A 14,214-nucleotide genomic window follows, 5' to 3' on the forward strand; every position below is an offset into this window, starting at 1 on the left:
CGGCGGGGAGGGCATCCTCGCGTCAGGGAGTTCTTCCTGCCGGACCCGGCTGCCACGCGGACCGGGACCGTAGGCCGGTGCTCGGGTTCGCCTCCACTCCTGCGCGCCGCTACGCCGATCGGCCGATACGGTGGGCGCATGCCCGACGCCGTGTTCTTCTCGTCCTTCGAAACCGGCGATCCGCAGCCCGCGGACGTCACGCTGACGGTCGACAGCGGCCCGGACCGCTCCCCCACGGCCAAGACCGGCGTCGGCTTCACCGGGGCCAAGGCCCTGCGCTACACCGCGCGGCCCCGCGGCGTCCTGTTCGAACTCGACGTGCCGGTCACCGAGCGCACCGAGCTGTCCTATGTGGTCTTCCCCCGGTCCGACGGCGACGTCCCCGCCTACCACGCCACCCGGGTCAGCCTGGACGTCGAGTTCGCCGACGGCACCACCGCCGGGTTCGACCCGGTGGACGACAAGACGCTGTGGGTGGACCAGTGGAACCTCGTCCGCCGCCCGCTCGGGGCGTTCGCCGGCCGCCGGATCGCCCGGATCGTGCTGCGCACCGACGCGCCCGGGGAGATCACCGGCTGGCTCGACGACGTCCGCGTCGCCGAACGCCCCGAGCCGCCCCGAGACCCCGTCGACTGCGTCCGCACGACCCGCGGCACGCACTCCAGCGCGGACTTCTCCCGCGGCAACAACTTCCCCGCAACGGCGGTGCCGCACGGGTTCAACTTCTGGACCCCGGTCACCGACGCCGGGGTCACCAACTGGATCTACTCCTACCACCGCCACAACGACGAGGAGAACCGCCCGGCGCTGCAGGCGCTCGCGCTCTCGCACCAGCCGAGCCCGTGGATGGGCGACCGGCACACCTTCCACGTGATGCCGGGCACCGGCCCGGTCGAACCCCACCGCCGCAAGCGCGCGCTGGCCTTCAGCCACGACGACGAAACCGACTCGCCGCACCACTACGGCGTCCGGTTCGCCGGCGGCATGACCGCCGACCTCGCGCCGACGTCGCACGCGGCGATCCTGCGGGTCACCTTCCCGGACAAGCACGGCTGGCTGCTGTTCGACAACGTCGGCAACCGGGGCCGCCTCCGCCTGAACGCCGACACCGGCGTCATCTCGGGGTACACGACGGTCCGCAGCCGCCTGTCCGCCGGCGCGCGGCGGATGTTCTTCTACGGCGTCACCGACGCCCCGGCGACGCGCGGCGCGAAGGTCCGCCGGCCGCCGTGGCGGCGGGTGGCGGGCTACTTCGAGTTCGACAGTCCCGACGCGACGCTGCGGATCGCGACCTCGCTGATCAGCCTGGCCCAGGCCCAGCGCAACCTCGAGCTGGAGATCCCGGCCGGGACGACGTTCGAGCAGGTCCGCGACCAGGCGCGGGCGCGGTGGCGGGAGCAGCTCGGCCGGGTCGAGGTCGAAGGCGCGACCGAGGACCAGCGCACCACGCTGTACTCCAACCTCTACCGGCTGTTCCTCTACCCGAACGCCGCGCACGAGAACACGCCCAAGGGCGTCCGGCACGCGAGCCCCGTGGTGCGGCGACGGTGGCCGAGCACCCGGCGGCGCACCGGCGCGAAGGTCGTCGACGGCGAAATGTACGTCAACAACGGCTTCTGGGACACCTACCGCACCACCTGGCCCGCCTACGCGCTGCTCACCCCGGACCACTGCGGCCGGCTGGTCGACGGGTTCGTCCAGCAGTACCGCGAAGGCGGCTGGATCTCCCGCTGGTCCTCACCGGGCTACGCGGACCTGATGACCGGAACCAGCTCCGACGTCGCGTTCGCCGACGCCTACCTCAAGGGCGTCCGGGACTTCGACGTCGAGGCCGCCTACGACGCCGCCCTCAAGAACGCCACCGTCACCCCGCCGCGCCGGTCGGTCGGCCGCAAGGGCCTGGCGGAGTCGATCTTCCTCGGCTACACCCCGGTGTCGGTCCACGAAGGACTGTCCTGGGCCCTCGAAGGCTGTATCAACGACTTCGGCCTCGCCAACCTGGCCGCGGAGCTTTCCCGGGAAAGCTCCGGGCCCCGGGCGCGCAGGTACGCCGAGGAGGCCGCCTACTTCCGCGAGCGCGCGCAGCACTACGTCCACCACTTCGACCCGGAGATCGGCTTCTTCCAGGGCCGCCACCGCGACGGCCGCCGCAAGTTCGGCGCGCACGGCTACGACCCGGCCGCGTGGGGCGGCGACTTCGTCGAGACCAACGCGTGGAACACCGCCTTCACCGCACCCCACGACGGCCCCGGCCTCGCCGCCCTGCACGGCGGAAACGCCGGCCTCGAAGCCAAGCTCGACGAGTTCTTCGCGACCCCCGAGACCGGGCGGCGTCCCGGCGCGTACGGCGGCCTGATCCACGAGATGACCGAAGCCCGCGACGTCCGCATGGGCCAGTACGGCCACTCCAACCAGCCCTCCCACCACATCCCCTACGTCTACAACCTCGCCGGCGCGCCGGCGAAGACCCAGCGCGTCGTGCGCGAAGTGCTGCGACGGCTCTACCTGGGCAGCGAGATCGGGCAGGGCTACCCCGGCGACGAGGACAACGGCGAAATGTCCGCCTGGTGGGTGTTCAGCGCGCTGGGCTTCTACCCGCTGGCCGTCGGCAGCCCGCGTTACGCGATCGGCTCGCCGCTGTTCGAGAAGGCGACCGTGCACCTGGGCGGCGGCAGGAAGCTCGTCGTCCACGCCCCCGGCAACACCGACGAGACCGTGTACGTCCGCGGCCTGACGGTCAACGGCGAACCGCACGACGCGACGACCATCGCCCACGCCACCCTCGCCGCCGGCGCCGAGCTCGTCTTCGACCTCACGACCGAACCCACCGGCTGGGGCGCCCCGCCGCCGCCGGCCCGGCACCCGGCCCCCATCTCCGACCTCACCGGCACCGCCACCAGCGAGAACGCCAAGAACCTCGCCGCGCTCTTCGACGACACCACCCGCACCCAGGTCACCTTCCGCGGCGCCACACCGTCGGTCGAGTTCACCGTCACCGGCGAACCCCGCGAAGTCACGATGTACACGCTCACCTCCGGCACCCGCCGCGGCGACCCCAGCGCGTGGGTCCTCGAAGGTTCCGACGACGGCACCCACTGGACCACCTTGGACGAACGCGCCGGCGAGCTGTTCCGCTGGCGCCGCCAGACCCGCCCCTTCGCCCTCGCCGCCCCGGCGGCCCACCCGCACTACCGGCTGCGGATCACCGCCACCCGCGGCGGCCGCGCCACCCTCGCCCAGTGGGAGCTGCTCGCCCGATGAACCACTTCCGCACCGCCGCGCTCGACCGGCTGGCGGCGGCCGACCCCGGCCTCGTCCGGCTGCGCCTGGCCGGGTCCGCGGTCCTCGGCATCGTCCTGGCCGTCGCCGCGCTGCTGCCCGCGCACGTCCCGCTCACGGTGATGCTCGTCGGCGCCATCGCGGCGATGATGACGGCGTTCACCGTCAACGACGCCACCCCCGGCGGCCAGGCCGTCACCCTCGTGCTGGCGTTCCTCACCGGGGCCGCGTCGATCACCGTCGCCAGCCTCGGCTCGGCGCTGCCGCCGATGGACAGCGTCGTGTTCGTCCTGCTCATCTTCGTCGCCGTCTACGCCCAGCGCTTCGGCGCCCGCGGCACCGCGCTCGGGTCGATCGGGTTCTTCCTGTTCTTCTTCCCGATGTTCCTGCAGGCCCACCTCGCCCAGGTGCCGCAGCTGCTGATGGCGCTCGGCGTCGGCGTCCTCGCCAACGCCGTGGTCCGGTTCGTCCTGCTGCGCCACAACGCCGAAGCCGAGTTCCTGCGCGTGCGCCGCGCCTTCCGCGCGCGCCTCGCCGCGGTCGTGCGCGCCGCCGAGGCCCACCTCGCCGTCAACGGCAGCGACCGCACCCGCAAGCAGCTCCGCCACGCACTGGCCCAGCTCCACGAGTGCGTCCTGCTCATCGAGGACGCCGCCCCCGACGTCGTCGACGCGCGGGCCGCCGACCGGCTGCGCCGCCGCGCCATCGAAGTCGAGCTCGCCGTCCAGTGGCTCACCATCACCGTCCAGCGCACCTGCTCCGCCGAACTCGACGCCGACGTCCGCGACGACCTCATCGCCCGCCTCGCCCGCTTCCGCGCCCTGATGGAACGCGACCCTCGAGAGCTTCCGCTGATCAGCCAGACCGGCGAATACAGCCGCATGCTCGTCGAAGGCAGCCGCATCGACGAACACGCCACGCCCGGCGACGGCGTCCGCAAAGCCCTCGCGGAGCTGGCACTGGCCGACGACCGCGCCCAGCGCGCCGCCGCACCGGAGTCCACAGTGGATCCACTCGACGACCACGAAGACGACGAGCCGGCCCCGACCTTCGCCTACGACAACCGCACCCGCAGCGCCATCCAGGCCGTCGTCGGCGGCGGGCTCGCCGTCCTCGGCGGCGAACTCGTCTCCCACCAGCGCTGGTACTGGGCCGTGCTCACCGTCTTCGTCGTGTTCATCGGCGCCTCCAGCGCCGGCGCCACCTTCGTCAAAGGCGTCCGCCGCCTCGGCGGCACCCTCATCGGCATCGTCGGCGGCGTCCTGCTCGCGCTGGGAGTCGGCGGCAACACCGCCGCCACCCTCGCCCTGATCCTGGTCTGCGTGTTCGGGATGGTCTACACCGCCCGCGTCTCCCAGGTCGTGATGGCCTTCTTCATCACCAGCATGCTCGGCCTGCTCTACAGCCTGCTCGGCACCTTCAGCCTCGAAGTCCTCTGGATCCGCGTCGCCGAGACCGCGGTCGGCGCCACCGCCGGCATCCTCGCCGCCGTCGTCATCGTCCCGGTCCGCACCCGCTCGGTCATGCTCGACGACATCGGCGCCGTCCTCGACGAACTGGAAGAGTTCCTCGAGCACACCCGCGACCTGCTCGCCGGCGAAGAGAACGTCAACATCATCGAACTGTCCCGCGACCTCGACCGCGCCGTCGAACAGGTCCGCACCACCGTCGAGCCGCTCACCCACCCGGTGAACCTCCGCAGCGCCCGCCGCGACTACGGCTGGCACGTGCTCACCACGCTGGAAACCATCGCCTTCCGCGCCCGCCACGTCGCCGCCCGCGCCCAGCCCGGGATGCTCGCCGGCCCCGACGCCGACCGCCTGCGCCAGTTCACCGGCCGCCTGCTGGCCAACCTCGACGTCCTCCGCAAAGCACTCGACGCACCGGGTGGCCCCACACCCGGCACGCTCGTGCGCGACGACGGCACCCCGGTGTCCGACCGCGTCGAGCAGGCCGAAACCCGTGCCGTCCTCTCCAGCCTCAGCCACCTCGACGAAGCACTCGTCTCCCTCGGCCGCGTCTTCGACCTCCAGGCCACCGACCCGCGGGCCCCGGCCGGGAAGTGACCGCCGGGGCGGCGCCCGCGCAGCGCCGCCCCGTGGTGCTCAACTCACGGACAGGACAACCACGCGAAGTGGTACGTCGTGGTGATGCTGCCGTCGGTGGAGTCCATCGTGACGTAGCTCGTCGTCTTCTTCGGATCCGACGTCCCGGCCGCGGCCCGCAATTCCGTGTTGATGTTCAGGTTCCGTTCCTCGCCGCACGGCTTGAATGCGATCGCACCGACCTCCGTGGAATCGGTGAATTGCCAGTCGTTCTCGAACGGACCCGTCAGCGGATGCTGGACATAGGCCGTCGGTGAATTACCCTGGAAATAGTAGTTCGCTCTCTCCAGTCCGGTCGCGCCGCGCTCCAGGTGCGCGAAACCGCGGTAGTCCGCCGAAGCGATTCCGTACGTGAACCCCTGCGGCACGTGCACCCGCAGGCCGATCTGGCAGTTCTTCCTGGCGTCCAGCGGGCCGGCGCCGACACCCACCAGCGCCGTGTAGGTGCTGTAAGTTACCGTGAACGCCGTGTTGTCCTGCGACACCGAGACGGCGGCCGTGTTGGGCGGACACCCGGTACCGTTGACGGTCGCGACGTCGATGACGATTTTGTCGGGCGGCGGAGGAGTGTTCCAGGAATGCGGGGTGACCACAGAGGACAGCGCCAGCACGGCAGCAACGACCGCAGAAAGCATCGGAATCCTTCCCAATACATTCGAATTGGGGACGGGGGCGCCGACCATGGTAGCGAAAGGATCATGGTCCGAAACCCCGCTGAACGGAGCAACACGCAGTAGCCGTCCCGCCACGCGGTATACCGATAATTTCGAGCCGTCATTTCACCGCGCACGAATGAAAAGGACCGGAAAACGATTTCGTGCCTCCGGACCGCCGCCCGCCGTCCGCGATCACCCCGCGACGTCCGGGCTTGATCGTTTCACTCCGCCAGCAGGCCCGCGACCCGCCCCAGCGTCGCCACGCCCGCAGCCCGCCACGGCCCCGCCGTGATCACGACGGCGTGCTCGATCCCCCACTCCGCGAACTCCGCGCACCGCCGCGCGAACGACTCCACGGGCTCCCCCGGCGCCAAGCGCGTGCTGATCGTCTTCTCGATCTCCCCGTACGGCCGCCCCGCCTCCTCGCAGTGCCGCGCGAGGACGGCCAGCTTGTGCCGCACGGTCTTCCCGCCGTCCGGGATGTCGAACACATTGCACGCGTCGGCATACTCCGCCACCAGCCGCAGCGTCCTGCGCTCACCCGCCCCGCCGATCAGCACCCGCGGGCGGCGCACCGGCCGCGGGTTCCCGACCGGACGGCCGAGGCGGTAGTGCCTGCCCTCGAACGCCGAGGAGTCGCCGTCCCACATCCGCCGCGCCAGCCGGAGCGTTTCCTCCATCCGCTCGAAGCGCTCGCCCACCGGCGGGAACGGCAGCCCCATCGCCCGCGCCTCGCCGTCGTGGTGCCCGGTGCCGATCCCGAACCGGGCCCGCCCGCCGGAGAGGACGTCGAGGGTCGTGACCGCCTTGATCAGCAGCGCCGGCGGCCGGAACGTCACCGCCGACACCATCGTCCCCAGCCCGATCCGGCCGGTGCGGGCAGCGAGGAACCCCAGCGTCGTGTACGCCTCCAGCATCGCCGAATCCGGCGTGCTGTTCGGGTCGGCCTGCAGCAGGTGATCAGGCACCCACAGCGTGTCGAGCCCGGCGTCCTCGGCCGCCACCGCCACGCCCGCCAGCTCTTCGGTCACCTTGTCCGGCCACGAGAAGTCCGTGACCCCGATGCTCAGCCGCACGGCTACCCCCTCGTGAGCAGTTCCAGGTTGTGACCGTCCGGGTCCTCGAAGTAGACCCCGCGGCCGCCGTTCATGGAGTTGATCTCACCGGCCCGCTCGTGGAACGGGTCCGCCCAGTACGTGACGCCGGCCCGCTCGATCCGCGCCATGGCGGCGTCGAAGTCGTCCTCGCCGACCAGGAAGGCGTAGTGCTGGCTCGTCACGCGGTCGACCCGCAGGTAGTCCAGCGTGACACCGTTCGCGAGCCGGACCGGCACGAACGGCCCGGTGACCGGCTCGGTCCGCAGCCCGAGGATCCCGGCCAGGAACTCAGCCGACCGCTCCCGGTCGGTGGCACACACGATCGTGTGGTTCAGCTCGACGCTCATCGCTCGCTCCGCCCGGGCGCGAAGGGCGGCGGGCCACCGATCGGGCTGAGGTGGATGCCGGCCAGGCGCCACCGGTCGTCGTCGCGGACCAGGACGTGCGTCGCGCGGAACCTGCCGTTCACCGGGTTGCCCTCGTGCGTGGCGACCTGGTCGTGCACGCCGATCGCGATGGCGGTGCCGCCGAAGTCGCGAACCTCGACGTCGGCCCAGTCCAGCTTCTCGGTGACCAGCGCGCCGCCGCCGTAGCGCGCCAGCCACTGGTCGCGGTCCAGGACGAAGCCCAGCGGGCCGACCAGGCGGAAGCCGTCGGCGGCCAGACCGGCCAGCTCTTCGGTGTCGCCCCGTTCTTCCGCCGCGGCCCAGACCCGGCCGAACTCGCGGACCTCTTCATCGGTGCTCATCGCGTTCCCCTTCCGGTTCGATGGGCACAACGTTAGAAGTCTAATGATTAGAGGTCAAACGCTTAGACTTCTGCGGTAAGCTGCGCACCATGCCGGCACCAGCCACCGCCCCCATCGGCGTCGTCCTCGCCCGCACCGCCAAAACCGCGGGCCGCGCCTTCGACCAGGCCCTCGCCACCGCCGGCGGCTCCCAGCCCGTCTGGCAGATCCTCATCTCCCTCAAAACCAGACCGGTCGCCAACCAGCGCGAACTCGCCGACGCCGTCGGCATCCAAGGCGCCACCCTCACCCACCACCTCAACGGCATGGAAACCGCCGGCCTCGTCACCCGCCGCCGCGACCCCGGCAACCGCCGCGTCCACCTGGTCACCCTCACCCCCGAAGGCGAACAGCTCTTCCTCCGCCTGGCCTCGGCCGCCATCGCCCACGACGAACGCATGCGCAAAGGCCTCACCGACACCGAGATCGCCCAGCTCGCCGACCTCCTCCACCGCCTCGCGGCGAACGTCTCCGACGACGAAAAGCGATCCTCGCAACAGTGACTGGACGCACCCGACCAGCGACGCCGAGGAGGGATAGGCTCCACACCACTAGCCAAAGTCGTCTCAAGCTGGAGTACCGCAATGACCCAAGCCCCTGTCAACGTGACCGTCACCGGCGCCGCCGGCCAGATCGGCTACGCGCTGCTCTTCCGCATCGCTTCCGGTCAGCTCCTCGGCCAGGACGTCCCGGTGAAGCTGCGGCTCCTCGAGATCCCGCAGGCGGTCAAGGCGGCCGAGGGCACCGCCATGGAGCTCGACGACGGCGCGTTCCCGCTCCTGGCCGGCATCGACATCTTCGACGACCCCAAGCAGGCCTTCTCCGGCGCCAACATCGCCCTCCTCGTCGGCGCCCGCCCCCGCAGCAAGGGCATGGAACGCGGCGACCTCCTCGAAGCCAACGGCGGCATCTTCAAGCCCCAGGGCGAAGCCATCAACGCCGGCGCCGCCGACGACATCAAGGTCCTCGTCGTCGGCAACCCCGCCAACACCAACGCCCTCATCGCCCGCTCACACGCCCCCGACGTGCCCGCCGACCGCTTCACCGCGATGACCCGCCTCGACCACAACCGCGCCCTCGCCCAGCTCTCCAAGAAGCTCGGCGTCCCCGTCACCGAGCTCAAGAAGCTCGCCATCTGGGGCAACCACTCCGCCACCCAGTACCCCTCGGTCCAGCACGCCGAAGTCGGCGGCAAGGCCGTCGAGGTCGACCAGGCCTGGCTCGAGAACGACTTCATCCCCACCGTCGCCAAGCGCGGCGCCGCCATCATCGAAGCCCGCGGCCTCTCCTCCGCCGCCTCGGCCGCCTCCGCCGCCATCGACCACGTCTACACCTGGGTCAACGGCACCCCCGAAGGCGACTGGACCTCCGCCGGCGTCGTCTCCGACGGCTCCTACGGCGTCGCCGAAGGCATCATCTCCTCCTTCCCGGTCACCGCCAAGAACGGCAAGTACGAAATCGTCCAGGGCCTCGAGATCGACGACTTCTCCCGCGCCCGCATCGACGCCTCCGTCGCCGAGCTCGTCGAAGAACGCGACACCGTGCAGAAGCTCGGCCTCATCTGAGCCTCCCCACGACAACGGGCCGCCGTCCACACCGGACGGCGGCCCGTTCGCGTGATCGCCGGCAGCGAACTCCGCACGCTCACAGCGAAACCACCCCCGCGAGCCCAGCCCACCGCCCTACGGTCGGCCCATGACCCTTCTCGCCGCACCCGACATGCAGGCACCGAGCACCGCCCCCGAAGACTCGGTCTACCAGCAGCTCCTGCGCGACCGCATCGTCTTCCTCGGCTCCGAGGTCAACGACGACGTCGCCAACCGCATCATCGCCCAGCTCCTCCTGCTCGCCGCCGACGACCCGGCGAAGGACATCACCTTCTACATCAACTCCCCCGGCGGCTCGGTCACCGCCGGCATGGCCATCTACGACACCATGCAGCTCGTCAAACCCGACGTCGCCACCTACGGCCTCGGCTTCGTCGCCTCCATGGGCCAGTTCCTGCTCTCCTCCGGCACTCCCGGAAAGCGCTACCTCCTGCCCAACACCCGCATCGTCATGCACCAGCCCTCGGCCGGCATCAGCGGCGCCGCCACTGACATCGCCATCCAGGCCGAAGTCTTCGGCAAGATGAAGCGCCGCATCGCCGAAATCACCGCCCGCCAGACCGGCCAGAGCGTCGAACGCATCACCACCGACGCCGACCGCGACCGCTGGTTCGACGCCGAGGAAGCCCTCACCTACGGCTTCGTCGACCACATCGTCGCCGGCGCCTGACACGCCCCTGGCGGGGGATGCCAGCGCCATGTGCGTCTCCCGCCAGCCGCCACCGCCACGCTCGACCGCATGACGATCACCTTGAAACCCCACAGCACCGTGCTCTTCGCCGGCGACTCCATCACCACCCTCTGGCGCCCGGACGGCGAAGAACGCTGCGGCTACCCCCTCCTCGTCGCCGGCGAATGGTCCTTCCGCCACCCCGGCCGCCCCATCACCTGGATCGACACCGCCGACGCCGGCCACACCGTGACCGACCTGCAAGCCCGCTGAACGGCCGGCACACCTTCGACCCACGCCGGCCGGAAGTCTCCGCGGACGAGTTCGCGGCGGGCTACGACCGCCTGCTCGCACCCCTCGCCGAAACCGGCGCGGAACTGATCCTCATCGAACCGTTCCTCCTGCCGGTCGAAGGAGTCACCGAAGCCGGGGACATCCGCATCGACGCCGACGTGCGCCGCGACTGGCGAGCCGGCCTCGACCCGAAGATAGAGGCCGTGCGGCTGATCACCGCCGACCGCATGTTCGCCGAGCTCTCCGCGGAAACCGGACCGGAACACTGGTCCGCGGACGGCGTGCACCCGACCCCGGCCGGCCACTGTGCCCTCGCGGAAGCCTGGCTCGACCTGGTCGCCTAGCCGTACCGGTGCTCCGAACCGCCCCGGCGCCGGACGGACACCGGGGCGAGCGGCGATCAGCAGTGACTCGTCAACCTCATGCTGTGGATCCGGTCGAACCACGCCGGGTCGAACGACCCGGCGTCGAACCACCACGTCCACGTGTTCTTCACCGTGCCCCGCACGAACTTCGGGTCGCCCCCGTGCGTGATCGGCCCCAGCACGAACCCGCTCGTGTCCGTGGCGACCGGCACGAACCGGCGCCGGTGCACGTCGCCTCCGCCGTCTGCGTCCCGGCCGACGCCGGAACGACGAACAGGCTGCTCAGCGCCAGCACGAACAAGGCCACGACCCGAGAGTTGTCGAAGCCCCAAGTTAGCTCCGCAGGGCGCTCGGCGAAGGTCACGGACGTGCGGTTTCCAGGGCAGCCGCCCCTGTCCGTCTTTGCGCTGTTTTGGGCGGCAGGAACGACTGTGGGGCTGGTTTTGAAAAACCAGCCCCACAGTATAGGTCGTTATACAGTTGAAGATCAGGCTCCGGTGAGGCCGCGGCGGGCCAGCAGGGGCTCGATTTCGGGGTCGCGGCCGCGGAAGGCGCGGAAGGCGTCCATCGGGTCGATGCTTCCTCCCCTGCCGAGGAGGGTGCGGCGGAAGTGGTCGCCGTTCTCGCGGGTCAGTCCCCCGCTCTCGCGGAACCACTGGACGGTGTCGGCGTCGAGGACTTCGCTCCAGATGTAGGAGTAGTACCCGGCGCTGTAGCCGCCGCTGAAGACGTGGGCGAAGTATGTCGTGCGGTAGCGCGGCGGGATGGCCTCGACGGCGACGCCCGCCTTCACGAGGGCGTCGGTTTCGAACCGCTGGACCTCCTCCACGCGGTCGTCGACGCCGAGGCGGTGCCAGGCCTGGTCGAGCAGCGACGCGGCTAGGTATTCGGTGGTGGCGAAGCCTTCGCCGTACTGCTGGGCGGCGAGGAGCTTGTCGACCTGCTCCTGCGGCAGGGCCTCCCTCGTCTCGTGGTGCTTGGCGTAGTTGGCCAGCACCTCCGGCCACAGCATCCACATTTCGTTGACCTGGGAGGGGTATTCGACGAAGTCGCGGGGGACGTTGGTGCCGGAGAACGTCGGGTAGCGGACCGCCGAGACGAGGGCGTGCAGCGCGTGGCCGAACTCGTGGAAGGCGGTGACGACCTCGTCGAAGGTGAGCAGGGTCGGCTCCCCCGCCGGCGGCTTGCCGACGTTGAGGACGTTCACCACGACCGTTTTGCGGTCCAGCAGCCACGACTGGTCGACGAAGGTGTTCATCCACGCACCGCCGCGCTTGGCGTCGCGGGTGTAGAGGTCGAGCAGGTACAGGCCGAGCGGGGTGCCGTCGGCGTCGAACACCTCGAAGGTCCGGACCTCCGGGTGGTACTTGGGGAGGTCGGTCCGCTCGGTGAAGGTGAGGCCGTAGAGCTTGGTGGCGGCGAAGAAGACGCCGTCGAGGTAGACGCGGTCGGCCTCGAAGTAGGGGCGCAGCGCCTCGGTGTCGACGTCGAAGCGCTCACGGCGGACCTGGGCGGCGTAGTAGGGCCAGTCCGACGGGCGCAGCGTCGCGCCGGGAACGTCCGATTCCAGCAGCTGCTGCAGTTCCGCGGCTTCGGTGCGGGCGTTCGCGACGGCGGCGGGCGCGAGCCGTTCCAGGAGGCCGGCCGCGGCCTCGGCGGTCTTCGCCGTCTCGTCGGCGATGACGTACGCCGCGTGGTTCGGGTAGCCGAGCAGCACCGCCCGTTCCGCGCGCAGGTGCGCGATTTCGGCGACGAGCGCGTTGTTGTCGAAGTCGTTGCCGCGGTTGCCGCGCGCCATCGAAGCGGCGTGGATCCGCGCGCGGACGTCCCGGTCGGTCAGGGTCTCCAGCGGCGACGCCTGGCTCGTCGGGAGCGTCAGCGGGATGACGTACTTGCCGTCCTCACCGCGGGCGGACGCCGCCTCGGCGGCGGTGGCGATCGCGCCGTCGCCGAAGCCGGCCAGTTCCGCGCGGTCCTCGATGACGACGGCGAGGTCGTTGGTGTCCTTGAGCAGGTTCTGCTGGAACTTCGTCTGCAGCGTCGACAGCTGCGCGTTCAGCTCGCGCAGGCGGGCCTGCTCGGCCTCGCCCAGCCCCGCGCCCGCGCGGCTGAAGTCGAGGTGCCGGCGTTCGAGCAGCCGCCGCGACTCCCCGTCCAGGCCCAGCTCGTCCCGCTTCGCGTGCAGGGCGTCGATGCGGGCGAACAGCTTCGGGTTCAGGTGGATCGCGTCGTGGTGGGCGGCCAGTTTCGGCGCGAACTCCGCCTGGATCGCCTGGATCTCGTCGGTGCTGTTGGAGCCGGAGAGGTTGTAGAACACGCTCGCCACGCGGCCCAGCAGCTCGCCGGCGCGCTCGAGGGCGACGATGGTGTTCTCGAACGTCGGCTCGGCGTCCTGCGCCGCGATCTGCTCGATCTCCGCCGCGTGCTCGGCCAGGCCCGCCTCGAACGCGGGCCGGTAGTGCTCGTCTTCGATCCGGTCGAAGGGCGGCAGGGCGTAGGGCAGCTCGCTGGGTGCGGCGAACGGGTTCTCCGGCGAAATCATCAGGGCAGGCTCCTGTGGGGGTGCAACACTCGGTCCCGCCACCCTACGTGGTCCACCTGTGCCGATGTCAGCGCTTTCCGGAGGTGGCCAAGCTCACCGGCCGGTGGTACCGCCCACGACGGCGTCGCTGCCCGAAGCGGCCTTCTTGCCCCGTTTCGGCTTCGGCTCGGGCGGCACGATCCCGCGCAGGTCACCGCCGTGGTCGTTGACCCGCATGACGAACGGCCGCGTCTCGGTGTACCGCACGACCGAGATGGACGCGGGGTCGACGACGATCCGCTGGAACGCGTCGAGGTGCTGGCCGAGCGCGTCGGCGAGGATGGACTTGATCACGTCGCCGTGGCTGCACAGGAGCCAGACGGCGTGGTCGCCGTGCTCGGCCGTCATCCGCCGGTCGTGCGCGCGGACGGCGGCCACCGACCGCGCCTGCATGGCCGCGAGCCCCTCGCCGCCGGGGAACACCGCGGCCGACGCGTGCGCCTGCACGACCCGCCAGAGCGGCTCCTTCGCCAGGTGCTTGAGTTCCTTGCCGGTCCAGTCGCCGTAGTCCACTTCGGACAGCCCGGGCTCGACGACCTTGTCCAGGCCGCGCGCGGCCGCCAGGGGGCCGACGGTCTGCTTGCACCGCAGCATGGGTGAGACGACGAGCCCCGAGAGGGGCACGCCGTCGAGCCGTTCGACGAGTTTCTCCGCCTGGGCGCGGCCGGTGTCGTCGAGGTTCACCTTCGGCGAACGCCCGGCCAGGATCCCGGAACCGTTGGCCGTCGACTTGCCGTGCCGGAGCAGAATGACCGTACTCACGGACCCCAGCC

General features: G+C 70.8%; 14 protein-coding genes. 7 read left to right on the forward strand and 7 right to left on the reverse strand.

Features of this window, described 5'->3' with window-relative positions:
- The first annotated feature begins 138 nt into the window (after nt 1–138).
- Nucleotides 139–3,261, forward strand: coding sequence for a GH92 family glycosyl hydrolase (locus tag ACWEVP_RS43445; protein WP_452068439.1), 3,123 nt, complete (start codon nt 139–141; stop codon nt 3,259–3,261).
- Entirely contained in the window at nt 3,258–5,345 is a 2,088-nt protein-coding gene (locus ACWEVP_RS43450) for an FUSC family protein (protein ID WP_452068440.1), read from the forward strand. Before ACWEVP_RS43445 ends, ACWEVP_RS43450 begins: the two co-directional genes overlap by 4 nt.
- A gap of 44 nt (nt 5,346–5,389) precedes the next feature.
- Here the strand turns inward: ACWEVP_RS43450 and ACWEVP_RS43455 are convergent, their stop codons facing one another.
- The 4 genes from ACWEVP_RS43455 to ACWEVP_RS43470 form a co-directional block, all read right to left on the reverse strand.
- A complete protein-coding gene (locus ACWEVP_RS43455; protein ID WP_452068441.1) occupies nt 5,390–6,019 on the reverse strand; it encodes a DUF4360 domain-containing protein in 630 nt (209 codons plus the stop codon).
- Nucleotides 6,020–6,261: 242 nt separating this feature from the next.
- Entirely contained in the window at nt 6,262–7,116 is an 855-nt protein-coding gene (locus ACWEVP_RS43460; RefSeq protein WP_452068442.1) for a TIGR03560 family F420-dependent LLM class oxidoreductase, read from the reverse strand.
- Between the two features lie 2 nt (nt 7,117–7,118).
- Nucleotides 7,119–7,484 (reverse strand): VOC family protein, encoded by a 366-nt coding sequence (locus ACWEVP_RS43465; RefSeq protein WP_452068443.1) that lies wholly within the window; start codon nt 7,482–7,484, stop codon nt 7,119–7,121.
- Nucleotides 7,481–7,885 carry a nuclear transport factor 2 family protein gene (locus tag ACWEVP_RS43470; RefSeq protein ID WP_452068444.1) on the reverse strand — a complete coding sequence of 135 codons (405 nt, stop codon included), beginning with the start codon at nt 7,883–7,885 and terminating at the stop codon, nt 7,481–7,483. Before ACWEVP_RS43470 ends, ACWEVP_RS43465 begins: the two co-directional genes overlap by 4 nt.
- 89 nt (nt 7,886–7,974) lie before the next feature.
- On the opposite strand from ACWEVP_RS43470, the gene ACWEVP_RS43475 reads away from it, so the two are divergent.
- The 5 genes from ACWEVP_RS43475 (at nt 7,975) to ACWEVP_RS43495 (ending at nt 10,839) form a co-directional block, all read left to right on the forward strand.
- Nucleotides 7,975–8,427 carry a MarR family winged helix-turn-helix transcriptional regulator gene (locus ACWEVP_RS43475; protein ID WP_452068445.1) on the forward strand — a complete coding sequence of 151 codons (453 nt, stop codon included), beginning with the start codon at nt 7,975–7,977 and terminating at the stop codon, nt 8,425–8,427.
- A gap of 81 nt (nt 8,428–8,508) precedes the next feature.
- A complete protein-coding gene (locus tag ACWEVP_RS43480) occupies nt 8,509–9,489 on the forward strand; it encodes a malate dehydrogenase (protein ID WP_452068446.1) in 981 nt (326 codons plus the stop codon).
- A gap of 130 nt (nt 9,490–9,619) precedes the next feature.
- Nucleotides 9,620–10,201: a ClpP family protease gene (locus tag ACWEVP_RS43485; RefSeq protein WP_452068447.1), complete on the forward strand. Its 582-nt coding sequence runs from the start codon at nt 9,620–9,622 to the stop codon at nt 10,199–10,201.
- Nucleotides 10,202–10,270: 69 nt separating this feature from the next.
- A complete protein-coding gene (locus ACWEVP_RS43490; RefSeq protein ID WP_452068448.1) occupies nt 10,271–10,474 on the forward strand; it encodes a hypothetical protein in 204 nt (67 codons plus the stop codon).
- A gap of 179 nt (nt 10,475–10,653) precedes the next feature.
- Nucleotides 10,654–10,839, forward strand: coding sequence for a hypothetical protein (locus ACWEVP_RS43495; RefSeq protein ID WP_452068449.1), 186 nt, complete (start codon nt 10,654–10,656; stop codon nt 10,837–10,839).
- 56 nt (nt 10,840–10,895) lie between these two features.
- On the opposite strand, the gene ACWEVP_RS43500 is transcribed toward ACWEVP_RS43495, so the two are convergent.
- The 3 genes from ACWEVP_RS43500 to ACWEVP_RS43510 form a co-directional block, all read right to left on the reverse strand.
- Nucleotides 10,896–11,090 (reverse strand): DUF6294 family protein, encoded by a 195-nt coding sequence (locus ACWEVP_RS43500; protein WP_452068450.1) that lies wholly within the window; start codon nt 11,088–11,090, stop codon nt 10,896–10,898.
- 257 nt (nt 11,091–11,347) lie between these two features.
- Nucleotides 11,348–13,402, reverse strand: a complete 2,055-nt coding sequence (locus ACWEVP_RS43505; RefSeq protein ID WP_452068451.1) for a M3 family metallopeptidase — start codon at nt 13,400–13,402, stop codon at nt 11,348–11,350.
- Nucleotides 13,403–13,495: 93 nt separating this feature from the next.
- Nucleotides 13,496–14,203, reverse strand: coding sequence for a histidine phosphatase family protein (locus ACWEVP_RS43510; RefSeq protein WP_452068452.1), 708 nt, complete (start codon nt 14,201–14,203; stop codon nt 13,496–13,498).
- Between the last annotated feature and the right edge of the window lie 11 nt (nt 14,204–14,214).

The organism is Amycolatopsis sp. NPDC003865 (assembly GCF_053605345.1).

Bases quoted from the DNA above. Each gene is read 5' to 3' on its own strand.
- ACWEVP_RS43445 (WP_452068439.1), top strand. From the start codon at position 139: ATGCCCGACGCCGTGTTCTTCTCGTCCTTCGAAACCGGCGATCCGCAG.
- ACWEVP_RS43450 (WP_452068440.1), top strand. From the start codon at position 3,258: ATGAACCACTTCCGCACCGCCGCGCTCGACCGGCTGGCGGCGGCCGAC.
- ACWEVP_RS43455 (WP_452068441.1), bottom strand. From the start codon at position 6,019: ATGCTTTCTGCGGTCGTTGCTGCCGTGCTGGCGCTGTCCTCTGTGGTC.
- ACWEVP_RS43465 (WP_452068443.1), bottom strand. From the start codon at position 7,484: ATGAGCGTCGAGCTGAACCACACGATCGTGTGTGCCACCGACCGGGAG.
- ACWEVP_RS43470 (WP_452068444.1), bottom strand. From the start codon at position 7,885: ATGAGCACCGATGAAGAGGTCCGCGAGTTCGGCCGGGTCTGGGCCGCG.
- ACWEVP_RS43475 (WP_452068445.1), top strand. From the start codon at position 7,975: ATGCCGGCACCAGCCACCGCCCCCATCGGCGTCGTCCTCGCCCGCACC.
- ACWEVP_RS43480 (WP_452068446.1), top strand. From the start codon at position 8,509: ATGACCCAAGCCCCTGTCAACGTGACCGTCACCGGCGCCGCCGGCCAG.
- ACWEVP_RS43485 (WP_452068447.1), top strand. From the start codon at position 9,620: ATGACCCTTCTCGCCGCACCCGACATGCAGGCACCGAGCACCGCCCCC.
- ACWEVP_RS43490 (WP_452068448.1), top strand. From the start codon at position 10,271: ATGACGATCACCTTGAAACCCCACAGCACCGTGCTCTTCGCCGGCGAC.
- ACWEVP_RS43505 (WP_452068451.1), bottom strand. From the start codon at position 13,402: ATGATTTCGCCGGAGAACCCGTTCGCCGCACCCAGCGAGCTGCCCTAC.